Origin of the sequence: Hymenobacter sp. DG25A, from assembly GCF_001280305.1 — a bacterium.
In the GTDB taxonomy this organism is placed as follows: Bacteria; Bacteroidota; Bacteroidia; order Cytophagales; family Hymenobacteraceae; genus Hymenobacter.
Window position 1 is genome coordinate 2,374,370 of record NZ_CP012623.1, and the last position, 23,490, is coordinate 2,397,859.

A 23,490-nucleotide genomic window follows, 5' to 3' on the forward strand; every position below is an offset into this window, starting at 1 on the left:
CCTAAAAGAAACTCCACTGCCGGCAATTTTACTTTTCGTAAACGAACTCCGTACCTCTTACCAGTCGGTTATGAGTTTTATAACGAGGTTCTAAAAAAAGAGGTTACACTTTGTTCGAGTTTTTTTGGGCGTCAAAAAATCGAAAAGCCTCTCACAACAGGTGTGAGAGGCTTTCCTTAACAATCAGCTTACCCTTCCAATTGGGTCGAGGCGAAGAAATTTGCGATGAACAAGTCAGATTTTGCTGCTAAAACAAATAGACCATGTCTTACCAGAAAGTCAACCGTCGGCAATTTTACTTCGTGTGATTCTCCAATCTTCTTTCAAGCCGTTGTAGTTAGTTAAACGCACTCATCATCAAAAAGTTACCAGCCGATATTACATTATTTTGGCCATAACTGATATGAGCTGCTTAGCCACCCAATCGGGTATCGCCAACCATTTCATCGGTATTGGCAGAGGAAGCAGGCTTGGCACCCGGGCCAGCCGTTTCCTGGCCCGCTTGGCTACCGGCAGCCATTGACTGCAACAGGTCATCGGCTGCGGAGCGGGCCTGGGTATGCTCGCCGGTAACGCCGCCGGTTTTCAAATCGTTGAGGCGACTAACGCCTTCCTTGAGCAGTTTGCCCAGATCCTCGGAAAATCGGCCGGCCGTTTTGCGCAGCGCCGTGCGGGCTTCTTCGCCCGTTTCCGGGGCCAGAAGCAGGCCCGTTACAATGCCGGCTGTTGCACCCGCCAACAAAGAGAGAATTACTTTACCGCTGTCGTTTTTCATAGCGTGTAAAAAGATATAAGGAGGTAAAAGGAAAAGCCGCAACGGCAGGCGTTGCCACTGCTGGAAGTAACGCGGCTGCGGGGAAAGAGTTGACAGAAAAAGAGCCTTTCCCCGGGAAGGGAAAGGCTCTTTTTACCAAAACGCTATAGCGTTGGCTACGACCTACAGGTCGTTCAGCATTTTGGTGATTTCGCGCTTGCCTTTGCCCAGCTTCTGCTGCAGGCGGCCTACGAGGTCTTCTTCCTGACCTTCAACGTAGTTCAAGTCTTCGTCGGTGAGTTGTGCGTACTGCTGACGCAGTTTGCCTTTGGCTTCATTCCAGTCGCCTTTCAGCTGCAGGCTGCTGCCAGCACCGGTTACGCCCATATCTTCGAGCTTCTCCACGTAGCCTTTGAACTTGGAGTCCAGCTCTTCGCCATATTTGGAAAGCTGCTCGCCAAACTGGCCGCTGTACTTCGACAGCTGCTCGCCAAACTGGCCGCTATATTTCGTGGCAGCCGAGCCCAGCTTTTCGCGGGTAGCTTTGCCTTTGTCGGGAGCCATCAGCATACCGGCAATAATACCAGCGCCGGCACCGGCGAGAACAGCAAGGAGGATTTTACCGGAGTTGTCTTCTTCGTGATAGGACATGATAAGGGAGGGAGAAAGTGTGAACGGTTAATGTTAGGGTTGATGCCTGACTGATAAGCCATGAATCGCGGCGGCTTTTCTTCCGAGCGAAAATCACCAATGCCTGCCTATACGCAGGGCTGTGCCTTGGGTTTTATAGGGCGCGTAAAAAAATAGCGAAGAGCAAATATTCCGCCCCACCGCAGCCATTCCCATCCATGCTCCGTATTTTGCCGCCTTCACCCGCCGCCCTGCTCCTATGAAACTACTACTTGCCCTGCCCCTGCTGCTGGCCTTCAACTGCCACCGCGCCGCGGCCCCCACTGCCGAAACCAAGCCCTGCATCGACCCCAGTAAAATCCGCAAGGACATGATGTGCACCATGCAGTATGACCCAGTATGCGGCTGCGACGGTAAAACCTACGGCAACGCCTGCCAGGCCCTGAATGCCGGCCTCACCAGCTTTACCCAGGGCGAATGCCCGGGCACCAAAACCAACTAAACTTTCCACCTGATGCTACACAAGCGCTACTTCCGCCAGCAAAACCCCTTCCGCGTACCCACCACCGATGGTAAGCTCATTGAGGAGCACATTGGCTGGGCCAGCACCCAAACCAGTGAATACAGCGTGGCCCACATGGTGGCCCCACCCCACTGGAGCGAGCCGCACCAGAACCCGGATTTTGATGAGGTGACCATTGTTATTCGCGGCCGCAAGCAGTTTGAGGTAGATGGCGACCTTATAGAGCTAGGCCCCGGCGAATCCCTGCTGATAAAGGCCGGTGCCCGCGTGCGCTATTCCAACCCCTTTGATGAGGAGGTGGAATACTGGTCTATCTGCGTGCCTGCTTTTACCATGGACTCCGTGAACCGGGAGGAAGATTAGCGGTTGTAGCTATCCGTCGGCACTTTCTCTTGGCTTTCACCTTTCCGCTTTATGGACCAGCGCATTATTACCCTGTTTGATGAGTATACGCACGCTCCGCTCAGCCGCAAGGAGTTTCTGGAGCGCCTAGTAAAGCTGGCCGGTGGCACGGCCCTGGCAGCAGTGGCTTTGGCCGCCCTGGAGCCCGGCTATGCACAGGCTTCTGCTCTGGAAACGGAAAAGAGCAAGCTGCTGGCAGAAGAGGTTACCTGGCCGGGAGATGCTGGCATTACAATGAAGGGCTACCTGGTACAGCCGAAAAAGAAGAAAAAGCGTGGGGCCGTGGTGGTGATTCACGAAAACCGGGGCCTCACGCCCCATATTAAAGACGTAACGCGCCGCGTGGCTCAGGCCGGGTATCTGGCACTGGGCGTCGATGCTTTATCGGTATTTGGCGGTACCCCGGCGAATGAGGATGAAGGCCGCACGCTCATTGGCAAGCTGGATAAGCAGCAGAACCTGAATAACTACCTCACGGCCCTGCGCTATCTGCGCAGCCGCCCGGAAAGCAACGGCCGTACGGGCTGCGTGGGCTTTTGCTGGGGCGGGGCACTAGCCAACCAGCTGGCCCTGCACGACCCGCAGCTGAACGCCGCTGTAGCCTACTATGGCACCCAACCCGCCGCCACCGCCGACCTCACCCAAATTAAAGCGGCCCTGATGTTGCATTACGCCGGCCTAGATGAGCGGGTGAATGCCGGCATGCCCGCCTACGAAGCAGCCCTGAAAGCGGCCGGAGTATCGTTTGAGCAATACATTTACCCTGGCGTAAACCATGCCTTCAACAACGACTCCTCCCCGGCCCGCTACAACGCCGAAGCCGCTAAACTGGCCTGGGAAAGAACCCTGCGGTTATTTCAGGAGAAACTAAGCTGATCCAGCTGGCTATTTCATGGCTTGAAAGGAATTCAGGCCGCAAAGGAAACCGCCCTACCCTGTTTATACAGTTGGTAGGGCATTTTTTTGTTGAGTAGGCTTGATTAATCTCGTCTGGGTTGATAGACATGTGATACAAAAGCTTGTGGGACTTCCATCATACAAATTCGATTATGCAGCCGAATATAGTATATTATTAATATAATATTATAATATAATTATTCCAATAACTCAACTAGCACCAGCTATATTAAAGATTTTTAATAAGCGCTTTTGAAGCTGTATAAGCAGCTTCTAGGCACTCACCAGCATTAAAATTATGTTCTTAGAAATTGAATTTTATATGCGAAAATCAATTCTGCAATCATAATCTTGTTTAATCATCAATTGATTGACAATTAGATGATTAAGGTAAAAATTCAAAAAGTCAGCCTATGCCTGGGCATAATTTGAATGTATATAGACATATGTCTTATATAAATAACACAATTAAGCACCAACAAACAGCAAATACTAAAATGATAATTATACCTCTACATTTCTTTCATAATGATAACATAGGGGAAACATTTTTGTCATTAAGTCATTTCAGCTGTATAATTGTAATCATTCTGCCCTCAACCAGAATGCAACTTCACCCCATTAAAACCTTTTAATTTCACACCTCTCTCAACATGCGAAAACTCTTACTACTGAGTTTCCTGTTCCTAGTGGGCATCCTGCATTCCGTCTCGGCGCAGGACCGCACCATTTCTGGACGGGTAACTGACGCAACGACTAATGAGGGCTTGCCCGGCGTTACTGTTCTTCTGAAAGGCACATCGGTTGGGGTTTCCTCCAGCAGTGATGGTACTTACTCGCTGTCTATCCCTTCTTCGGGCGGTACTCTATCCTTTTCTTTCATAGGCTATGCCGCTACAGAGCGTGTAGTAGCCAACGAAAGCCGTATTGATGTTGCTCTGGCGCAGGATAACCGCCAGCTAAGCGAAGTTGTAGTAACCGGTTTCGGTATTGCACAAGAGCGCAAGGAACTCACGGGTTCCATTGCCACTGTAAAAGCCCGGGATTTTGAAAACCAACCCATTGCTGGCGTTGACCAGGCCCTGCAAGGCCGCGCCGCCGGTGTGCAGGTAACCCAGAACTCGGGTACGCCTGGTTCGGGTATTGCCGTTCGTGTGCGGGGTAGTGCCTCTATTGGTGCCGGCAACGAGCCGCTGTACGTAATTGATGGTTTGCCTATCAATACGGGCAGCTATAGCAACGTTGGCGTGGGTAACCAGACGACTAACGCCCTGTCTGACCTGAACCCCAACGACATTGAGTCAATGGAGATTCTGAAAGATGCTGCCGCGGCGGCTATCTACGGTTCACGTGGTTCTAACGGCGTTGTGCTGATTACCACCAAGCGTGGCCGTGTAGGCAAGACCAAAGTAACCCTCGACTATTACCGTGGCTCCCAGTCTGCCTGGAAAAAGCCGCATGCCCTCACCGGCCAGCAGCAAACGGAGCTGTTCCTGGAGCAGGCACAGAACCGTTACCCGGTTAATGCTGCCGGTAACATCAACGCCTTTGGCGTAAACTGGCGCAGCTATGCTGACCTGACGGGTTACCTGTTCAGCGACGCTGGTCTGAATGTGAATGATGTTGGACAGTACTTCATCGTGGATAACGGCGATGGTATCCGTGACCTGGCTCAATTCCAGGACCCTACCAAAGCGCCTAACACGAACTGGGCGAATGAAATTCTGCGTACGGCCCCTGTCACCAACCACGAGTTGAGCATCAGCGGTGGTACGGAGAAGTCCAGCTACCGTGTAAGCGGCAGCTACTTCGATCAGCAGGGTATCATCCTAGGTTCGGGCTTCAACCGTGCCAGCGGCCGGGTAGTGCTTGATAACAAGCTGTCGGACCATATCCGTATGGGCGTAAACCTGGGCCTGAACCGCTCGGTAAACAACCGTATTCAGAACGACAACAACATTTACGGTGTACTGAGCACGGCCATTCTGGTAGCCAGCGACATTCCTAAGTACAAAGCCGACGGCACCTACGCCCGCGACCCTGCTTCCTCTACTGAAAACCCCATTGCAGCTGCCCGTGAGCCTTTCAACAAAGGCATCAGCTCCCGCATTATCGGCACACAGTACACAGAGTTTGAATTCATCAAGAACCTGAAGTACCGGGCTACCTTCGGTCTGGACTATATCCAGTTCAAGGACGAAACCTTCAACCCTTCTACCACTAACGCTGGTCGGGGCACCAGCGGTGCGGCTACGTTCTCCATCAACACGGACGCGAACTTCAACCACATCAGCTCCTTCCTGTACTCCAAAACTTTCGGTGACCATGCCTTTGATGGCCAGTTCGTTCTGGATTATCAGCAGAGCACGTTCAACTCGGTAATTGCGCAGGGTACCGGCTTCCCCGGCAACACCGTTCGTCAGCTGTCGGCTGCCGCAGTGAAAACCAACGCCTCTTCCAGCGAAACTCAATATCGCCTGTTCGGCACGCTGGCCCGTTTGAACTACAACTTCAAAGACAAGTACCTCTTCGGTGCTACCCTGCGTCGTGATGGTTCTTCGCGCTTTGGCCGCAACAACCGCTACGGTTACTTCCCCGCTGCTTCGGTGGGCTGGCGCATCTCGGAGGAGGCTTTCCTCCAGGATAATGCTACCATCACGGACATTAAGCTGCGCGCCAGCTATGGCGAGACGGGCAACCAGGAAATCGGCAACTTCGTTTCGCGTGGCCTGATTAACACGGGTGCTAACTTCGCTCAGGTAGGTGGTCTGGCTATTGGCCAGCTGGAAAATCCCAACCTGAAGTGGGAGCGTACCGCTACTGCCAACGTAGGTATTGACTTGGGTCTGATCGACAACCGTATCTACCTGTCGGTAGATGCCTATGACCGCAAAACCCGTGACCTGCTCCTCGCCCGTGCCGTACCCGGTAACACCGGTTACCTGTCGTACCAGGAGAACATTGGCAACATGACTAACCGCGGCCTTGAGTTTGCCCTGAACACGGTGAACATTCGTGCCCAGGAAGATGGTGGCTTCAACTGGGAAACCAACTTCAACATTGCCTTCAACAAGAACGAGGTGACTAAACTGGTTGATGGCGACCAAGGTACGGCTGCGGGCTTTGCCAGCTGGCTGGAAGTGGGCCAGCCACTGGGTGCTTTCCGCGGCTACCGTGTAGACGGCATTTTCCAGACGCAGGAAGAGATTAACGCCCTGGATGCCGCTGCACGGGAACAAACCGGCAGCCCTACGGCCCGTTACCAGCTTGCGGCTACCCGCCCTGGCGACATCAAGTTCCGCGACATCAATGGCCGTGACGCGGCTGGCAAGCTGACTGGCAAACCCGATGGTCGCATTACCGGCGACGACCAGGAAATTCTGGGCAATGGCCAGCCTGATTTCTTCGGTGGCCTGACCAACACGGTTCGTTTCAAGGGCTTCGATCTGAGCGCCTTCATCCAGTACAGCTACGGCAATGAGATTTTCAACAACAACATCTCGTTTGCTCAGGGCATGAACGGTGTATTTGGTCAGGATGCCGCGGTACTGAACCGTTGGACGCCTACCAACACTAACACCAACATTCCCCGTGCAGTATACGGCGACCCTAACAACAACCGTCGTACGTCCGACCGCTTCATTGAAGATGGCTCTTATGCTCGTCTCAAGAACCTGACGTTGGGTTACACGCTGCCCAAGGCTATTTCGCAGCGCGCCCACCTGAGCAACGTACGGGTATATGTACAGGGCCAGAACCTCTACACCCTAACCGATTACTCGGGTCTTGATCCGGAAGTTAACACCTTCAGCGGCTCTAACATCTCGCTGGGCACTGACTTCCTCACGTTCCCACAGGCCCGCACCATCACGGGTGGTATCAGCCTGGGCTTCTAATTCAGCTTAAATCCGACATTACATAATGGTACATATTCGTTCTTTTGGCCGGCGCTTGCTTCCCGCAGCGCTAGCTCTCACCGTTGGCTTCGGCATCTCTTCCTGCGAGAAGATTCTGGATGTAGAGCCTCAGGCAAGCCTTGACTCAGCAGCCGGGCTGAAGACCCCTGCCGACGTACAGGCAGCTTTGCGTGGCTCTTATGATGCTATTCAGAGCGCCAACTACTACGGCCTGCGCTACCAGCTGTTTGCTGACCTGGCCGCTGATAATGCCCGCCACACCGGTACTTTTCCTTCATTCGCAGAAATTGCGAACGGTGGTATTCTGCCAGCTAACGTAGAGCTTACTAACATGTGGAACATTATTTACGTGGGTATTAACCGCGTAAACTATGTTATCCAGCAGGCTGATCTGATTACTGACCCCAGCTTTGATAAGAACGGCACTATAGGGGAAGCCCGCGCCCTGCGCGCCTTCCACTATATGAACCTGCTGGCTTATTGGGGTGGCAAACCAGAAGGCTACGGCTTCTCTGATGGTTTGGGAGTACCCCTGCGTCTGACGCCAACTACCTCCATTACCGGCGAGGAAATTAAGCCCAAGGCCCGCGCCTCAGAGGCCGAAGTGGTAGATGCCATCCGCGCTGACCTGGACTTTGCCATTGCCAACCTGCCCGTAGCCCGTAGCACCAAAGCGTATATTGGCAAAGCCACGGCACTGGCCCTGCGTGCCCGCCTGGAGCTGCGCCTGCGTAACTACACGGCCGCATCTAACTTTGCCAGCGAGCTGAATACTGCCCTGACGGGTGGTGTTCGTCTGGAAGGTGACTATGGTGCTATCTTCTCCCAGAAAAATTCGAGCGAGGCTCTTTGGGAAATTCCGTTTGATGCGGTAGATCCTAACCAGCTGGCTTTTTTCTGGTTCCCAGCTGGGGCTGGTGGACGTAACGAGGTAGACCCTGCTACGACCTTGGGCGCCGCCCACGAAGCAGGTGACCTGCGCCGCAACGTGAACGTGGTAACCGCTAGCACTGCCACTTCTATCTACCCTACCGGTACTACCCGCAAGTATTTCCGGATTTCTGCCAGCGACGACAACGTAGTTCTGGCTCGCGGTGGTGAAGTAATCCTCACGTGGGCTGAAGCCGTGGCTCAGCAGGGTCATCTTGATTCTGCAGCGGTGTTGGTTAACCGGGTGCGGACCCGTGCCGGCCTGGCTCCTTACGCTTTTGAAGCACCTGCTCCTGGTACTGATGGTACCGTGCGACCCCACGTAATTGTAGCTAAGACGAACGATGCTGTGGTAGCGGCTATTCTGAAAGAGCGCCGGGTGGAGCTGGCGAACGAAGGCTTCCGGTGGTTTGACCTGCGCCGTACTGGTCTGGTGATGGCCACTCTGCCCGCCATTACGCAGGACTTCCGCATCCTGTGGCCTATTCCACAGCGTGAAATCCAGAACAGCTTGGAATTGGTGAAACAGAATCCTGGTTACTAATATTTTACTTTCAAAAAAGCCTCCTCCATTTCGGGGAGGCTTTTTTATGCCTTCTATTTGCGTAGGCTTTGATTGTAGTTGTGCTGATGTGTAATCAACCCACTCTATTATTTCCTCAAGCAACCAGCGCTTCTGCTCCCAAACGCCCGGCAACAATGCCGGGCGTTTTGTCTTTCTGATAACCCCACTCCTCCCCCACGCGTCTTATCGGCTAGTTGCTGCCCGCTTAAGCCCCCTACTTCATGAGTCTCTGGGAAATTATTAAACGATTGTACCCGTACGTGCGCCCATACCGGCCGCTGGTTATCGGCACGCTGCTTCTGACACTAGTGGGCTCTCTGGCCGCCCAGGTAAACCCTTTCGTGCTGCGCTACACCGTGGACACCGTGCAGGGGCTCTTGAACCAGAACAAGGGCCTGGCCGAGGGCGCTGATATGCTGCTGCTGGTGAGTGCGTTGCTGCTGGGCAAAGAAATTATTAACACGTTCATTCAGTTTGGGCAGAAGTTTTACGGGGAGAAAATCCGCATTAATGTATCCAGCACGCTGGCCCAGGACGCGGTGCGCAAAATTCTCTCCTACCAGCTCGGCTTCTACTCCGACAGCGGCAATCAGACCGGCAAGCTCCAGACCCGCATCGACCGGGGCGTGGAGAGCCTGATGAAGCTGGTGCAGAACTTCTTCATTGATATTCTCCCCCTCTTTGCCAACGCCATTGTGGCGCTGGTGGTCATGTTTATGGCCAACCTATATGTGGGGTTGGTGGCCGTGGCGGTGATGCCGGTGTACTTCTGGATCAGCTACCGGCAGGCCGACCGGCTGAACGGCACCCGCCGCGCGTTGCGCAGCCTGCGCGAGCAGAAAAGCCAGGGCCTGGTGAATATCATCGATTCGGCCGTAGTCATTAAAAGCTTTGTGCGCGAAGACTATGAGGAGCAAAAGCAGAATCAGCTCCAGCAAAACCTGCAGGCCGCCCAGCTGGAAACCCGCAAAACCAACTTCCGCTACGATGGCCTCAAAACCTTCACGGAGCAGGTAGGCGTGGTGCTGATCATCATTCTCACTGCCTATTTGGTGCTGGACCGCCAGATTTCCATTGGGGCCATCATGTTCCATATTCTGCTGTTCAATAACGTCTCGGCCCCCATCCGGCAGCTGCACCGCATTTACGATGAGATGAACGATGCCCTCACCTACTCGGAGGGCTTCTTTGACATTCTGGACGCCGAGGATGCCACAGAGAAAACCGGCCTTATTCAGCCCGACCATTTGCAGGGAACCTTCGAAATCTGTCATGTGGATTTCACCTACCCCAGCGGCACGCAGGCCCTGCACGATGTCAGCCTGACATTGGAAGCGGGCAAAACTACCGCTCTGGTCGGCCTTTCCGGGGCCGGCAAAAGCACCATCATCAATCTGCTCTGTAAATTCTACGAGCCCGACCGGGGCCAGATGCTGCTCGACGGCCGCCCCTTGGCCGATTACGATACCCATGCCCTGCGCCAGCAAATCGGGTTGGTGCTGCAGAAAAACCACATCTTCAAAGGCACCATTGAGGAGAATATCCGCTACGGAAACATGCATGCTTCCTTTGAGCAGGTGGTAGCGGCCGGCAAGCAGGCGTACCTGCACGAGCAGGTAATGCAACTGCCTAAACAGTATCAGAGTGATGCCCAGCAGCTTTCCGGCGGGCAGCAGCAGCGCATTGCCATTGCGCGGCTGTTCCTTAAAAACCCGTCTATTATTTTCCTCGACGAGCCTACCGCTTCGCTTGATGCCATTGCCACCGAGCAAATCAAGAACTCGCTGGATGCCATTAAGCGCGGCCGTACGGTGGTTATCATTTCCCATAGTCTGGCCCAGATTGTGGACGCCGACTGCATTTACGTGATGAAGCAGGGCCGCATGGTGGAAAGCGGCACCCACGAGCACCTTTATGACCTGCGCGGCACCTACCGCGAGATTTTTGACGCCTCGGCTCGCAGCCTCAACATTGAGAAGCTGGCCCGCATCATGGTAGATGATGAGGATGAGGTAGGCGATACGGCCGCTTAAGAAAACAGCCCGCCGGATGCCCAGGTGCCGGTTCTGCACATAAACAGAATACTTTATGAGTATTTAGCGGGCATTGCCGTAAACCTACTATAACCAGGCGCGCAGCTGCCGCCGGTACCCGGCCACCTTTGGCTGCCAGCAGTAATACTCCATTCATGAAGAATTTCACCGTAGAACGCCTCTCTTTCGATACCCTCAGCGAGCTGCCGAACTCCTGGCAAAACCAGGATTACAAGGAGCTGCTGCTGAAAATGAACTACGACAACCCCGACGAAATAGAGCCGACCGAGCTAAAGGCCATGTGCCAGATGTCGTTGACGGACCTGGAACCTACCGAAGCCGCGCAGCTGGTGCTAAGCTATTTGTTTGCTGACCAGCTGAATGCCGGCCAGATAGAAAACCTGGCCCACCAGATGCTGACGGAAAAACTATGGGAGGAAAACCCGGAGCTGGGGCAGCATGAGGGCTTTTTCAAGGCGACGCAGCTGTTATACGAAGCCTACAACGGCAAATTTCCGCGCACAGAAGCCGTGCAGTTTCAGGTGCGGCTAAACACAGAAGACCCGGAGGCCCTGGCAGTGTTTGACACCCAGCCCGAAGCCCCGCTGCTGCGCCTCCTGGCTCAGGGAATGCCCGACAACACCTTGCTGAAGCGCCTGTTCAGTGAGCAACTGGCCGGCACCAGCTTCCCCGAAGCCCAGGACATTATCTGGCAGCTCCGCACCGTGGAAAAAGCGGATAAAACGGTAGTATTTGAAGTAGTTAGCTCGGCCTACTGGTTGGATGATTTTAAATATGCCGATACCTATGAAGCAGCTACCCAGGCCGAGGAAACGGTAGCGGAGGAAGAGTAAGAACCCAGGGCCGACAGCCAGGCAGCTACCAGCATCCTGAGCAGGCCCAAGGGCTACCGCGCTACACCACTCAGTGGTGCAGCGCGGTAGCTTTTTTTATTTAAGCCTTTATTGATGAATGCCTTGACCTTCGATTTTAAACCGTTCATGGCCAAGCATTAGAAAGAGTGCCGCTGGGGTGCACCGGCCCCGCAGGTTGCTTATCTTAGATAAGAGCATCTGCGCCGGCCCCCTGTTCAGCCCCTGCACAGGGAAATGGGGCGGGCGGTGCAGCCGGACTCTCCTACTCATCAGCAAGCGGCCGGCCATGAGCCTTTGGGACATCATCAAGCATCTTATTCCCTACGTACGGCCCTACCGGGGGCTGGTACTGGGCACGCTGCTGCTTACGCTGGTAGGCTCCCTCACGGCCCAGGTAAACCCCTTTGTGTTGCGCTACGCCGTGGATAATGTGCAGCTGCTACTGGAGCAGGGCAAAGGAGTATCGCAGGGGATGCCGCTTTTACTGCTGGTGAGCGGGATACTGCTGGGTAAGGAAGTCATCAACATCTTTATCCAGTTCGGGCAGAAATTCTTCGGCGAGAAAATCCGCATTTTCGTTTCCAGCGACCTTTCCCAGGACGCCGTGCGCAAAATCCTGAGCTATCAGCTCAGCTTCTACGACGCGGCCACCAACCAGACCGGCAAGCTCCAGACCCGCATTGATAAGGGCGTAGACAGCCTGATGAAACTGGTACAGAATTTCTTTATTGATATTCTGCCTTTGTGCGCCAATGCCGTGGTGGCCCTGGTGGTCATGTTTATGGCCGATATGCACGTGGGGCTGGTAGCGCTTTTCATTCTTCCGGTGTATTTCTGGATCAGCTACCGGCAGGCGGCCCGCCTGAGTGGCGTGCGCCGCAACATGCGCCAGCTGCGCGAAACCAAAAACCACGGCATTGTTAATATCATTGAGGCCGCCGTGGTTATCAAGAGCTTTGTGCGCGAGGACTACGAAGACCGGAAGCAGCAGCAAATGCAGCTCGACCTGCAAACCGTGCAGCTGCAGATGCGCAAAACCAACTTTCTGTTTGATGGGCTGAAAACCTTTGTGGAGCAGATTGGCCTGGTACTGGTGATAGTGCTGACGGCCTACCTGGTACTGGGCCGGCATATGTCTATTGGGGCCATTATGTTCCACATTATGCTCTTTAATAACGTTTCAGGCCCCATTCGGCAGCTGCATCACATGTATGATGAAATGAATGAGGTGCACACGTATTCGGAGGCCTTCTTTGATATTCTGGATGCCAAAGAGGCCGTGGAACCTTCCGGGACATTACTGCCCGACCACCTGCAGGGCACCTTTGAGCTGCGCCACGTAACCTTTACTTACCCCAGCGGCACGCAGGCCCTGCACGATGTCAGCCTGACAGTGGAAGCAGGTAAAACCACCGCTCTGGTGGGCCTTTCCGGGGCCGGCAAAAGCACCGTCATCAACCTGCTCTGCAAATTCTATGAGCCCGACCGGGGCCAGATGCTGCTGGATGGCCGCCCCTTGGCCGATTACGATACCCATGCCCTGCGCCAGCAGATTGGCCTGGTGCTGCAGAAAAACCACATCTTCAAAGGCACCATTGAGGAGAATATCCGCTACGGTAATCCGCAGGCAACCGCGGCCGAGTTGGAGCAGGCCAGTAGACAAGCCTTCCTGCATGAGCAGGTAATAAAGCTCCCTCATCAATACCAGACCGATGCCCAGCAGGTATCCGGCGGGCAGCAGCAGCGCATTGCCATTGCCCGGATGCTGCTCAAAAACCCACCCATTATTTTCCTCGACGAGCCCACTGCCTCGCTGGATGCGGTAACGGTTGAACAAATCAAAAACAGTATCGACGCCCTAAAGAAGGGCCGCACGGTGGTGGTTATCTCGCACAGTCTCTCCCAGATTATTGATGCCGACCACATTTATGTCATGCAGAAGGGCTACATCGTGGAAAGCGGCACCCACGAGCAACTCTACGACCAGCATGGTGCCTACCGCGAGATTTTCGACGCCTCGGCCCGCAGCCTCAACATTGAGAAAATTGCGCGCACCTTAGATGAAGGCTGAGGAACTCGCTTACCCAAGGCACGGTAGGCCCTTATGCTGTCTTCGGAAGATGGCAGGGCCTTACCCCTTCTGTTCTTCGACAATAGCCGAGGAAACCGGCAGGGTAATAATAAACTCAGTACCCTCCCCTTCCTGCGTTTCTACCCGGAGCTTGCCCCCATGACCCCGGGTAATTACATCATGGCAGAAGGATAGCCCCAGGCCGGTACCTTCCCCGATGGGCTTGGTGGTAAAGAACTCATCAAAAATGCTGGCGCGGTCGGCGGCCGGGATACCCAGGCCATTGTCCCACACTCTGATTTCTACTTCGCTGCCCGTGCGGCGGGTGCTGAGCTGTACCTGGGGAGCGTACCCAGCCGGCTCCTGCCGCATGCGCTCCTGCACGGCATAAAGCGCATTGGAAAACAGGCAAATCAGTGCCCGGCCCAGATCATGCCGCACTACTTCTATGCTACCCACGGCAGGGTCCAGCTGCGCCAGCAGCTCGGCATCAAACTGCCGGTTTTTGGCGCGCAGATCATGGTAGGAAAGCCGCAGATAATCATGCGCCAGGGTGTTGATTTCCGTCAGCTGCCGGGGGCCGGGGGTATTACTGGAGTATTCCAGCATTACCCGCACAATAGACTCTACCCGCTGGCTGTGTTCGGCTATTTTGTTCTGATACTGACTCAGGTTCAGTAGCATTTCGTCCAGCATTTCCTGCTCAGCAGTGATGTAGATGCCTTCCGGCAACTCCACGCGCATTTCCTGGCACAAGCCCACGCTTACCCCGGCCAGGTCCTTAATGGTTTTGGCCGGTTGCTGTATTTCATGGGCTACTCCGGCCATCAGCTCTCCTAAGGAAGCCATCTTCTCGCGCAGCACCAGCTGGCTCTGGGTGGTTTTCAACTCCTGCAGCATATTGGCCAGCAGGTCCCGCTGGGTGGTCAGCTCCTCTTTCTGCCGCGTAACCTGGGCGTGCAGCTTATGCAAGCGGCTGTTGGCCTGGCGCTGCAAATGGTTGCTCCGCCACAGCAGCAGCACAATCAGAATAAGTACGCCTAGTCCGGCCATCAGCGCATACAGGCGGGTGCGGGCTTCAAACTGCGTGCGCTCTGCCTCCAGCTGGCGTAACCGGCGCTGCTCGGCAAACCCGATGGCATCCAGCCGCTTAATCCGCTGCGGGTTGTACAGGCTATCTTCGGCCGTTACCATGATGCGCATGTATTTCAGGGCGCTGTCTGTCTGGCGCCGGGCTTGAAAAGCCTTCGAGAGCAGGCCACTGTTGCGCACTATGCCAATTACAAACGGCAGCGCCTGACCTACCACTAGGGCTTTGCGGGCATAATACACACTGGAATCTACCTGTTGCTGCTCGGCATACAGCTCCGCCATATATTGGTATGCCCGGGAGCGGCTCCGCAGGTCATTTTCGGGAATGGCGGCCTGGGCGCTGCGCCGGTAAAAGCTCAGCGCCTTATCGGGATGCTTGCGGGCGGCTTCCAGCAAGCCTATTTCCCGCAATACGTAGGGCAAGGGGTTGCCCCAGCAGCTATAGCCCAGCTTTTGCGACTTTAGCGTAAGGGCGTAGGCCTGCCGCAGAAAGTAAGCGGCCGAGTCGAGCTGGCCGGTACCCACGTAGGTAGAGCCAATGTTGGTGAGTACGCTGATTCGCTGGGAATAATCCGCAATATGCTGCTTCTCATAAATGGCCCGGGACTGAAAATAGTACTGCAGGGCAGGGCGGAAGTCATCGAGGGCCTGGTAGAGCAGGCCGGTTTGGTTCAGGATGCGGGCGGTGCCCTCCAGATCGTAGCTTTTTTCCGCCAGCCGCAGGGCATCCAGGTTGGTGCGCAGAGCCTGCGGCAGGTTTCCCCGCTCACTCAGGATAATGCCAATGCGCGACAGGCACCGGCCTTCGCCTTTGGTGTAGCCAATACTTTGCGCCAACTGCAGGCCTTCCCGCGCATAATTCAACACCGAATCGAAGTGCGAATACCGGTAGGTAGCGCTTAAGTCGGCCAGCAGCAACACCCGGCTGGTATCGGTAGTAGTGCGGGCAAGTACGTTTTTTATAGTGCCCGTTTCAGGGCTTTGCGCCCATACGGGCAGAGCAGATAACCAGAACAGCCAACAGGCTAAGCCGACGAAAGCCTGTTTCATACCCAGAATTTACCCGAGAGTTGGACCATTCACCTTTAACGCTATACCCCTATTTTTATACAATAGCTACCTGCCCGAAATAAGGCCAGCAGCCATAAATATAGTTCTCTACCAATACACTTCTACGCTTCCTTGCTAATGTATTTATAAACAGGCCCAAACGCTAACCAGATTATCTTTCCTCGGACCTCGGGAAATCAGCCTCCGCTGCATACCCCGGAATTTGTAGGCTTCTGAAATATGGACTTATCGTTCTGAAAGCCTGATTTCCTATGGCCTAAAAAGGCGTACCATGCTATTATAAACAGGGGGCACCTCGCCCAGAAGCTAGTGTCGGAATTATTAAATTAGTAGGCTCTATGAAAAATAATTCACCACATATCCTGAACACCTCGGCCAACCTGATGGGCCTGTGTTTTATTGTGTTAACCTCCCTGAAAGTCAATAAGCTTTCGGATGCCTCCATCATCGATGAATTGACGTCGGTGGCCACGCTGTTCTTTATTTCCAGCTGCATTCTGTCGTTTTTATCGATGAGAAATAGCCGGCAGACAAATGCTTTTGAGCGGCTAGCCGACCTCATTTTCCTCGGGGGCCTTATGATTATTTTTGTAACAATTATGCTTATCACGCTGAATATTATCCCCTAACGCGCGCCGCTTCACCTCCCCTTCTCTGCTTTTCTTATGCTTATTCTTGAAACGGAGCGTCTGGCGCTATACCAGTTTACTACCGAAGACGCCGCCTTTATCAGGGAGATGCTGAATACACCCGGCTGGCTCCGGTTCATCAGTGACCAGCACATCATTTCTCTGGCAGAGACGAGCAAGTATTCGGAAACAGGACTTAAACAGCATGACTAAAAATTTTATCTAGTCCTGCTGAAAGTATAAAATGTTCTAGTTGGCATTTGCGGTTTGGTGAAGCGGGCCTATCATGTTGCATTTTTACCTCATCATATGGGGCTAGCCAACACCTTGGCGGCAGCTAATGCCTTAGCCCGTTCGTCGTCCATCCCTTATACATGCTTCTTATACTTGCCATTACTGAACCGGTAAAAGAGCGAAAGACCGAACATATATTTCTGTAATTTCAAGCAATCAATTTGTCTGTTGCATGACTCTAACTAACACGATATCCCCCCTTCCTATTTCCAAACGGACAGCTCTTGTAGATGTGCTTCGAGGTTGGGCATTGCTGGGCGTAGTACTGATGAACTATACCAGTTTGTGGAAACTAACGCAGGCTGCTGAGGGCATTAAGCACGGCATACTTACCAACATCCTGTACATGACGCAGGAAACAGTATTTCATGGAAAATCCTGGACGCTTTTAAGCATCCTCTTTGGCTATGGCTTCGCTATCCTGCTCCGTAATCTGGCTGAAAGAAACCAAAATGCTGCGCCGTTTTTCGCCCGCCGCATGGGCTGGCTTTTAGTGCTGGGCTTTATAGATAGTGCTTTCTACTTTGGGGATTTCCTGAAGGATTATGCCCTGCTCGGGTTTGTGTTTTTACTATTTGCTCAGTTTTCAGCCCGTCAGGCATTTCGGGCATCTTTGGTTCTGCTCCTGCTTATTCCGTTTGTTTCAGCATTTGTAGCTACGCTGCCCGGTGGTGTGGGCTCCCCTTCTGAAATGAACGGCCTGAAAACCTTGTACCTGAGTCATAATCCTCTCCAGGTTCTGCAGGCTAACCTGCAGGGCTCTTATTTGCTGCAGGTAGCTAACCTTCGTTATATCATTGATGTGCATTTGGAAATGCTGGCCTGTTTCTTCCTCGGTTTTGCCGCGCAGAAAGCAGACTTCTTCGGGCGCCTGTCTTCTACTCCCCGGTTGGCGCGACGCATCTTCTGGAGCAGCTTCGCAGTGGTATTCGTATTCTCTGTTATACTGGTAAGCCAGCGTAAGTCTTATTTCTTCACTACTCTGTTTAAGCCCAATTTCTGGATGGTGTTCAGCATAATGCTGTTAACCGCCAGCGCTATTTGCTGGCTGCACCAGACTAGACACTTCTCTAACTTGTTTAAAAGCTTGCAAGCAATGGGGCGCATGACACTGACGAACTATCTAGTCCAGAACCTGCTCATGCTGCTTATTTTTTCGGGTTTTGGGCTGGCTCAACTCGGCAAACAACCACTTGTGTGGCATGTAGGAATAGCTTGGTTAATCTTTATTCTGCAGGTATGGTTTAGTCAGTGGTGGCTGGCCCGCTATCAATATGGTCCGGTTGAGTGGGTATGGCGGCAGTTAAGCTACGGCCAGCGCCTGCCCCTGCGGCGCCAGGAGCCCGTTGATGATTCTTTGGCCGTGAGTTATTAACCGGTTATCAACATAGGAGCCCGATCAGCAATGGTCGGGCTTTTTAGATTTATCGGTCTTCGTAACCTATTTAGTATAGTCCGGTGGCATCTCCCATAGCTCAATTCAAACACCTCTATTTTTCCGATTTAATTTTTCAGCGACCATTATTTTATAATAACCCTTTCGGCATTCGTTTCAATTTAACGGGCATTTTTCCCGCGACTGATGAAGCTTATTTTAAAGAGATGCTGCAGCGGGCGACGGCTTTGTTTCAGGCTGTTTTTGAGCTAACAGATGATGTACTTATTATTTATCGGGTCTACAGTCATGGCAGAAAGCGTATTAGGGCCAGCCATTATTTGCTACGCCAGCTGGCGGTTAAGAAGTCAGATGTGACCTTTCATAACTCAGTCATTTCTCAGCCTTCCTCTTCTACCCGAGGTAAGTGGCGGCGCATGTCCTTTTCTACAAAAGCTTCCCGAATACCTCACCAAACTATTTTGGCTGCAATTGGCAATCAGGATTTCCCCGCTAAAAAGCCGGTTATTCAGGGTGAAGTCTATTTTCTAAATAAAACCAAGGGCATTGTTTTTCATATGTATGATGACCGTGGCCTGGATATTATTGGAAGTTCAAAAGCGTCGCTAGAGTGTATATATGAAACATATAAGGGCTGGATTCTGGAATATGACCGGTCGAAAACAAACGCCGTTTTTGCATAGAAACAAAAAAGCCCGACCACTACTGGTCGGGCTTTTTGTATTAGAGAAGGATATTCGAATTACGCTTTCGAAGCCATAATAGCTTCTACAATTTCTTCCGAAATACCGGTGGTGCTGAAGCCGCCATCGTGCATCAGGTTCTGCATGGTTACGTAGCGCGTCAGGTCTGAGAACAGGCTGATGCAGTAGTCGGCGCAGGCTTCGGCGGGAGCGTTGCCGAGCGGAGCCATTTTGTTGGCGTACTCATAAAATGCATCAAAACCACTAATGCCGGTGCCGGCCGTGGTTTTGGTGGGCGACTGCGAAACGGTGTTCACACGCACTTTCTTGAGCTTACCCAGGCGCTGGCCGTAGCTGCGGGCAATGCTTTCCAGCACCGCTTTGGCCTGCGACATATCCGTGTAATCAAGGAAGGCGCGCTGGGCCGCAATGTAAGACAGCGCTACCACGGAGCCCCACTCATTGAAGGCATCCTGCTTTTCAGCAACGGCCAGCATTTTGTGCAACGACAGGGCCGATACGTCCAGCGTTTTCTGGAACCACTCGTAGTTCAGCTCGCCGTAGTGCTTGCCTTTGCGAATGTTGGCGCTCATGCCAATGCTGTGCAGCACAAAGTCAATCTTACCACCAAAGTGCTCCTGAGTGCCGCTGAACAGCTTTTCCAGGTCTTCCATGGAAGTGGCATCGGCCGGAATGATGGGCGCGCTGCACTGCTCGGAAAGCTTGTTGATTTCGCCCATGCGCATAGCCAGCGGGGCGTTGGTCAGCACAAAGCGGGCACCTTCGGCGTGGGCCTTCAGGGCTACTTTCCAGGCAATAGATTCTTCGTTCAGGGCACCCGAAATGATGCCGACCTTACCAGCGAGTAGGTTATTAGACATGCTATTGAAATGAGGGAGTGACTAAGCAACCGTCCTTGCTACAGGCGCAACGACAGGGCAATTTAGCAATTCAACCATTCCCTTCCCTATCCCATCATCACTTCGCCACGCATGGCCAGCAATTCGCGGGCACTCTGGAAGGCATGCTCACTGGGGTTAGCCCCGGCAATCATCTGCGCAATTTCGCGGATTCGCTCTTCCGTGTTCAGCTGGCGGATGCGGCTAACAGTGCGGTCGGCGCGGTCTTCCTTGTACACAAAGTAGTGCGTATCGCCGGCGGCGGCCATTTGCGGCAGATGCGAAATAGCCACCAGCTGGTGCTTCTGGGCCATCTGCTGCATCATGCGGCCCACTTTCACGGCTATTTCGCCGGAAATACCGGTGTCAATTTCATCGAATACTATCGTGGGCAGCGCGGTTTTATCGGCCAGCATGTATTTGATGCAAAGCATGAGGCGGGAGAATTCTCCACCGGAGGCGGCTTTGCTCAGGGTTTGGGGCTGGGCGCCTTTGTTGGCCGTGAATAGTATGCTCACCACATCGGTACCGCTGGGGCCGGGCTGCCCCGTGTGGTGTTGCACTACAATGCGGGCGTGCGGCATGCCCAGGTCTGCCAGCAGAGAAGAAAGCTCCAGCTCAAACAGCGGGAAGGCTTTTTGGCGGGCATCGGAAAGCCGGGTGGCCTGACGCGTAACGGTGGCCAGCGCACCATCCGTATCCTTGCGCAGGCGGGAAATTTCTTTGTCCAGGTTCAGAACGGAGCTTACTTTCTGGCGTAACTCCTCGCGCACAGCCAGCAGGGCTTCCATGTCGCGCACCTGGTGTTTGCGCTGCAGATTATAGAGCACCGTGAGGCGGCTTTGCAGCTCATCGAGGCGCTTGGGGTCGGCTTCGGTGCGGCGCTCGGCGGCTTCTACCTCGTCGGCAATATCATGCAGCTCAATCAGGCAGCTGTCTAGGCGCTGCTTTAGCTCTTTGAAGGAGTCTGCATAGCCCGCAATCTGGCCCAGCAGTGTGGCGGCTTCTTTCATGCTGCTGGTGGCGCAGTACTCGCTTTCTGACAGCGACTGATAGGCGTGGCTAAGCTTCACCTTGATTTCCTCGGCGTGCTCCAGCTGCTTGATTTCCTGCTCCTGGGCTTCCTGGTCTTCGTTATCGAGGCGGGCTTCTTCCAACTCACTCAGCAAAAAGCTATGGTAGTCCAGCTCTTTGTTGGCCTGGGCTACCTGGCTTTCCAAGTCTTTCAGGTCGGCTTCCAGCTTGCGGTACTGGCGGTAGGAGCTGCTGTATTGGGCCCGGGTGGGCACCAGGCCGGCATACAAATCCAGCAGGTTCAGCTGAAACACGGCATCCCCCAGCAGCAGCGTATCGTGCTGGGAGTGAATGTCCATCAGATTGGCGCCAATGTGTCGCAGGGTTTCCAGCGTCACGGGCGTATCGTTTACAAATGCCCGGGACTTGCCGGCCGGGCTGATTTCCCGCCGCAGAATGCACTGGGTATCATAATCGAGGTCTTCCGACTCGAAAATATCCTGCAGCTGGTAGCTGGAAATATCAAACTGGCCTTCAATTACGCATTTGCGCTCTGTGTTGAAGAGCAGGCGCGAATCAGCGCGGTTACCGAGCAGAAGCCCAATGGCACCGAGCATGATAGACTTGCCGGCACCGGTTTCGCCGGTAATAATGTTGAGCAGGGCCGAGGGCCGCAGCTCCAGTTGCTCAATGAGAGCGTAGTTCTGAATTCGAAGATCAACGAGCATAATCCGCGCAAAACGGGCTCCTGACCCGTGGTTAGCACTTTCCAATCCGCCAGCGCTCGTCAGAGCGTAGCCTGCTAACCACAAATCTACTAACTCAATTAGTTAGTTGCTAAATTTTTTATTCTACCGCTGCAAAATCGACTGATACTTGGCGGAGTTGGTGGGGTCTATTTCTGTGAGCATGGTGACTACCGTAGCCTTTTGTTCCTGCTCCTGACTGGTGCGGAAAACGTTGGCAATTTCATCGGCCTTGGCATCAAAAAAGGCCCGGATAAGCAAGGTGCCGGGGCGGCGCTGGGCCGCCTGCTGAATGCCCTGCAAGGCAGTAACTATGCTGGCGCGGGCATCCCGGGGCTTCTCAATAAATACGTCCAGCCCCTGCCGGTAGTAGGCATACAGGGCCGTGCGGCAGGCCTCCAGCTGCGGATCCTGCAGGTTATTCAGCAGCCAGTAGCGGTTGCGGGACTCCGAATCTTTCCAGCCTTTATCGTTTTCCAAGGTTTGGGAAGCGGCATTGGCTACAATCTGCCGGGCCACATCATAGTACGGCGAGCCGCCCATGCGGGCAAAGCTGTCGTGGTCCATGCCAATGACGATGTAAGCATAGAAGCTCAGCAGCGACGAGAGGTTGGAAACGAACGACGTTTCCGAGTAATCCAGCGGGTTCTGGGGCGAGTAGTTGAATACCCAGCCTTTATCAGCGAAGGTCAGGAGGTTGGTTTCGTAGCCGGTGCCATACACCGGCCGCGAGCTGACGATGCGGGCCGTGGCTTGGTAGGTGCCGGACTGGGGAATGGCCTGAATGCCGATGAAAAGCTTGCAGTTGATGCGCTCTTCCGGCCGGTACGTGTCGTTGGTCCAGCGGCGCTTGTTCAGAAACTGGCTGATGTCCTTTTCCATCTGCGACACCAGCTGCCGGTCGGCAATAGTCACGTTTTCCGTGCTGACGCGCACTTCGCAGTTGAGTTCCTGCGCTGTGGCCACAATAGCGGTGCAGCACCACATCAACAGGAAAAGCAGCAGAGATTTAGGCATGGCGCGGAATACGGGCAAGAACGGCGGCCACAATATCGTGGGCTACGGCCGCTTTAGGCTTCAACTCAAAGATAGACATTTGCCCATCGGCTGTTAGCAGGGTCACTTTGTTGGTATCGTGCCGGAAACCGGCCCCGGCATCGCGCAGGGAGTTCAGCACCACCATATCAAAGTTTTTGCGGCGCAGCTTGTCGCGGGCGTTGTCTTCTTCGTTGTTGGTTTCTAACGCAAAACCCACCGAAAATTGTTCGGGCCGCTTGGTCTTGCCCAGCGTGCCGGCAATATCAATGTTCTTCACCAGCTCCAGGGTGAGCGTGTCGCCGTCTTTCTTGATTTTATTTTCGGCCACGTGGCGCGGCTTGTAGTCGGCTACGGCGGCGGCGAATACCCATACATCGGCCGTGGGCGCAATGGCGGCGGCGGCAGCGTACATCTGGTCGGCGGTTTCTACGCGCTGGGTGTGGATGCGCGCGTGAACGGGGTCGGGCAGGTTAGTGGGGCCGCTGATAAGCGCTACGTCCGCGCCTTCGGTGGCAAAGGCTTCGGCCAGCGCGTAGCCCATTTTGCCGGTGCTGTGGTTGCCGATAAACCGGACCGGGTCGAGGGGCTCGTAAGTGGGGCCGGCGGTGATGAGGACGCGCATTGAAAGAAGATCAATTTGAAATAATAACATTAATTCATAAAACACATTTAAGCAATTCTGTTTGTTTTTCTATAAACAAGCAAATATATTATCAAGAATGGAAATATATTAACATCATCTTTAACCATATATTCATTTATAGAATAAAAACAATTCAGGTCAGGTATATTTAGCACTGGAATAGAAAATATATTCACCCTGTCTATAATCAACGACACACCCGCTCTTAAATAAAATTGAATATTAAGAATAGATATTGTGGCCACCTGAAGTAACTGCAAGATTATCAGCAACCAAAATGACCATTCAACAGATTTATAATATAATAAGCCAGATATAATACTTAACAACGAAAATAAAATAAATAACACAAAATGAAAATAATGCTCAGCAGAATAATAATCAAAAC

The 23,490-nt window shown here is 53.5% G+C and carries 19 protein-coding genes; 12 read left to right on the top strand and 7 right to left on the bottom strand.

The window, feature by feature from the left end; all coding sequences use genetic code 11:
- Nucleotides 1-412: 412 nt before the first annotated feature.
- Nucleotides 413-775 (bottom strand): YtxH domain-containing protein, encoded by a 363-nt coding sequence (locus AM218_RS10195; protein WP_054413768.1) that lies wholly within the window; start codon nt 773-775, stop codon nt 413-415.
- A gap of 162 nt (nt 776-937) precedes the next feature.
- Nucleotides 938-1,405: a YtxH domain-containing protein gene (locus tag AM218_RS17220; RefSeq protein ID WP_071843757.1), complete on the bottom strand. Its 468-nt coding sequence runs from the start codon at nt 1,403-1,405 to the stop codon at nt 938-940.
- Nucleotides 1,406-1,643: 238 nt separating this feature from the next.
- Between AM218_RS17220 and AM218_RS10205 the strand changes: the two genes are divergently transcribed.
- The 8 genes from AM218_RS10205 to AM218_RS10240 all read left to right on the top strand — a co-directional run bounded on the left by AM218_RS10205 (nt 1,644) and on the right by AM218_RS10240 (nt 13,597).
- Nucleotides 1,644-1,886, top strand: coding sequence for a Kazal-type serine protease inhibitor family protein (locus AM218_RS10205; protein WP_054413769.1), 243 nt, complete (start codon nt 1,644-1,646; stop codon nt 1,884-1,886).
- Nucleotides 1,887-1,898: 12 nt separating this feature from the next.
- Entirely contained in the window at nt 1,899-2,270 is a 372-nt protein-coding gene (locus AM218_RS10210; protein ID WP_054413770.1) for a cupin domain-containing protein, read from the top strand.
- A 51-nt stretch (nt 2,271-2,321) separates the two neighbouring features.
- Complete coding sequence (locus AM218_RS10215; protein WP_054413771.1) at nt 2,322-3,185, top strand: dienelactone hydrolase family protein; 864 nt, start codon at nt 2,322-2,324, stop codon at nt 3,183-3,185.
- 674 nt (nt 3,186-3,859) lie between these two features.
- Nucleotides 3,860-7,102, top strand: coding sequence for a SusC/RagA family TonB-linked outer membrane protein (locus AM218_RS10220; RefSeq protein ID WP_071843758.1), 3,243 nt, complete (start codon nt 3,860-3,862; stop codon nt 7,100-7,102).
- A gap of 25 nt (nt 7,103-7,127) precedes the next feature.
- The gene (locus tag AM218_RS10225) at nt 7,128-8,597 is read left to right on the top strand and encodes a RagB/SusD family nutrient uptake outer membrane protein (RefSeq protein ID WP_054413773.1); all 1,470 of its coding nucleotides are present in this window, start codon (nt 7,128-7,130) and stop codon (nt 8,595-8,597) included.
- A gap of 242 nt (nt 8,598-8,839) precedes the next feature.
- Nucleotides 8,840-10,651: an ABC transporter ATP-binding protein gene (locus AM218_RS10230; RefSeq protein ID WP_054413774.1), complete on the top strand. Its 1,812-nt coding sequence runs from the start codon at nt 8,840-8,842 to the stop codon at nt 10,649-10,651.
- 155 nt (nt 10,652-10,806) lie between these two features.
- Nucleotides 10,807-11,505, top strand: coding sequence for a hypothetical protein (locus tag AM218_RS10235; protein ID WP_054413775.1), 699 nt, complete (start codon nt 10,807-10,809; stop codon nt 11,503-11,505).
- Between the two features lie 307 nt (nt 11,506-11,812).
- On the top strand, nt 11,813-13,597 hold the full coding sequence (locus tag AM218_RS10240; RefSeq protein ID WP_054413776.1) for an ABC transporter ATP-binding protein: 1,785 nt from the start codon (nt 11,813-11,815) through the stop codon (nt 13,595-13,597).
- 60 nt (nt 13,598-13,657) lie between these two features.
- Here the strand turns inward: AM218_RS10240 and AM218_RS10245 are convergent, their stop codons facing one another.
- The gene (locus AM218_RS10245) at nt 13,658-15,739 is read right to left on the bottom strand and encodes a tetratricopeptide repeat-containing sensor histidine kinase (protein WP_054413777.1); all 2,082 of its coding nucleotides are present in this window, start codon (nt 15,737-15,739) and stop codon (nt 13,658-13,660) included.
- A gap of 359 nt (nt 15,740-16,098) precedes the next feature.
- Here AM218_RS10245 and AM218_RS10250 point away from each other — a divergent pair, with 359 nt between their 5' ends.
- The 4 genes from AM218_RS10250 (at nt 16,099) to AM218_RS10260 (ending at nt 18,762) form a co-directional block, all read left to right on the top strand.
- Nucleotides 16,099-16,389, top strand: coding sequence for a hypothetical protein (locus tag AM218_RS10250; RefSeq protein ID WP_054413778.1), 291 nt, complete (start codon nt 16,099-16,101; stop codon nt 16,387-16,389).
- 36 nt (nt 16,390-16,425) lie between these two features.
- Nucleotides 16,426-16,602, top strand: coding sequence for a hypothetical protein (locus AM218_RS16805; RefSeq protein ID WP_157547623.1), 177 nt, complete (start codon nt 16,426-16,428; stop codon nt 16,600-16,602).
- 313 nt (nt 16,603-16,915) lie between these two features.
- Entirely contained in the window at nt 16,916-18,058 is a 1,143-nt protein-coding gene (locus AM218_RS10255; RefSeq protein ID WP_197273944.1) for a DUF418 domain-containing protein, read from the top strand.
- Nucleotides 18,059-18,141: 83 nt separating this feature from the next.
- Nucleotides 18,142-18,762, top strand: coding sequence for a DUF3885 domain-containing protein (locus AM218_RS10260; protein WP_157547624.1), 621 nt, complete (start codon nt 18,142-18,144; stop codon nt 18,760-18,762).
- Between the two features lie 59 nt (nt 18,763-18,821).
- Here AM218_RS10260 and AM218_RS10265 read toward each other — a convergent pair whose 3' ends face one another.
- The 4 genes from AM218_RS10265 to AM218_RS10280 form a co-directional block, all read right to left on the bottom strand.
- Entirely contained in the window at nt 18,822-19,643 is an 822-nt protein-coding gene (locus tag AM218_RS10265) for an enoyl-ACP reductase FabI (RefSeq protein WP_054413781.1), read from the bottom strand.
- Nucleotides 19,644-19,729: 86 nt separating this feature from the next.
- Nucleotides 19,730-21,403 carry a DNA repair protein RecN gene (gene recN, locus AM218_RS10270; protein WP_054413782.1) on the bottom strand — a complete coding sequence of 558 codons (1,674 nt, stop codon included), beginning with the start codon at nt 21,401-21,403 and terminating at the stop codon, nt 19,730-19,732.
- 123 nt (nt 21,404-21,526) lie between these two features.
- A complete protein-coding gene (gene porD / locus AM218_RS10275; protein WP_054413783.1) occupies nt 21,527-22,438 on the bottom strand; it encodes a type IX secretion system protein PorD in 912 nt (303 codons plus the stop codon).
- On the bottom strand, nt 22,431-23,081 hold the full coding sequence (locus AM218_RS10280; protein WP_054413784.1) for a phosphopantothenoylcysteine decarboxylase domain-containing protein: 651 nt from the start codon (nt 23,079-23,081) through the stop codon (nt 22,431-22,433). The genes porD and AM218_RS10280 overlap by 8 nt, the downstream gene beginning before the upstream one ends.
- Nucleotides 23,082-23,490 lie beyond the last annotated feature (409 nt).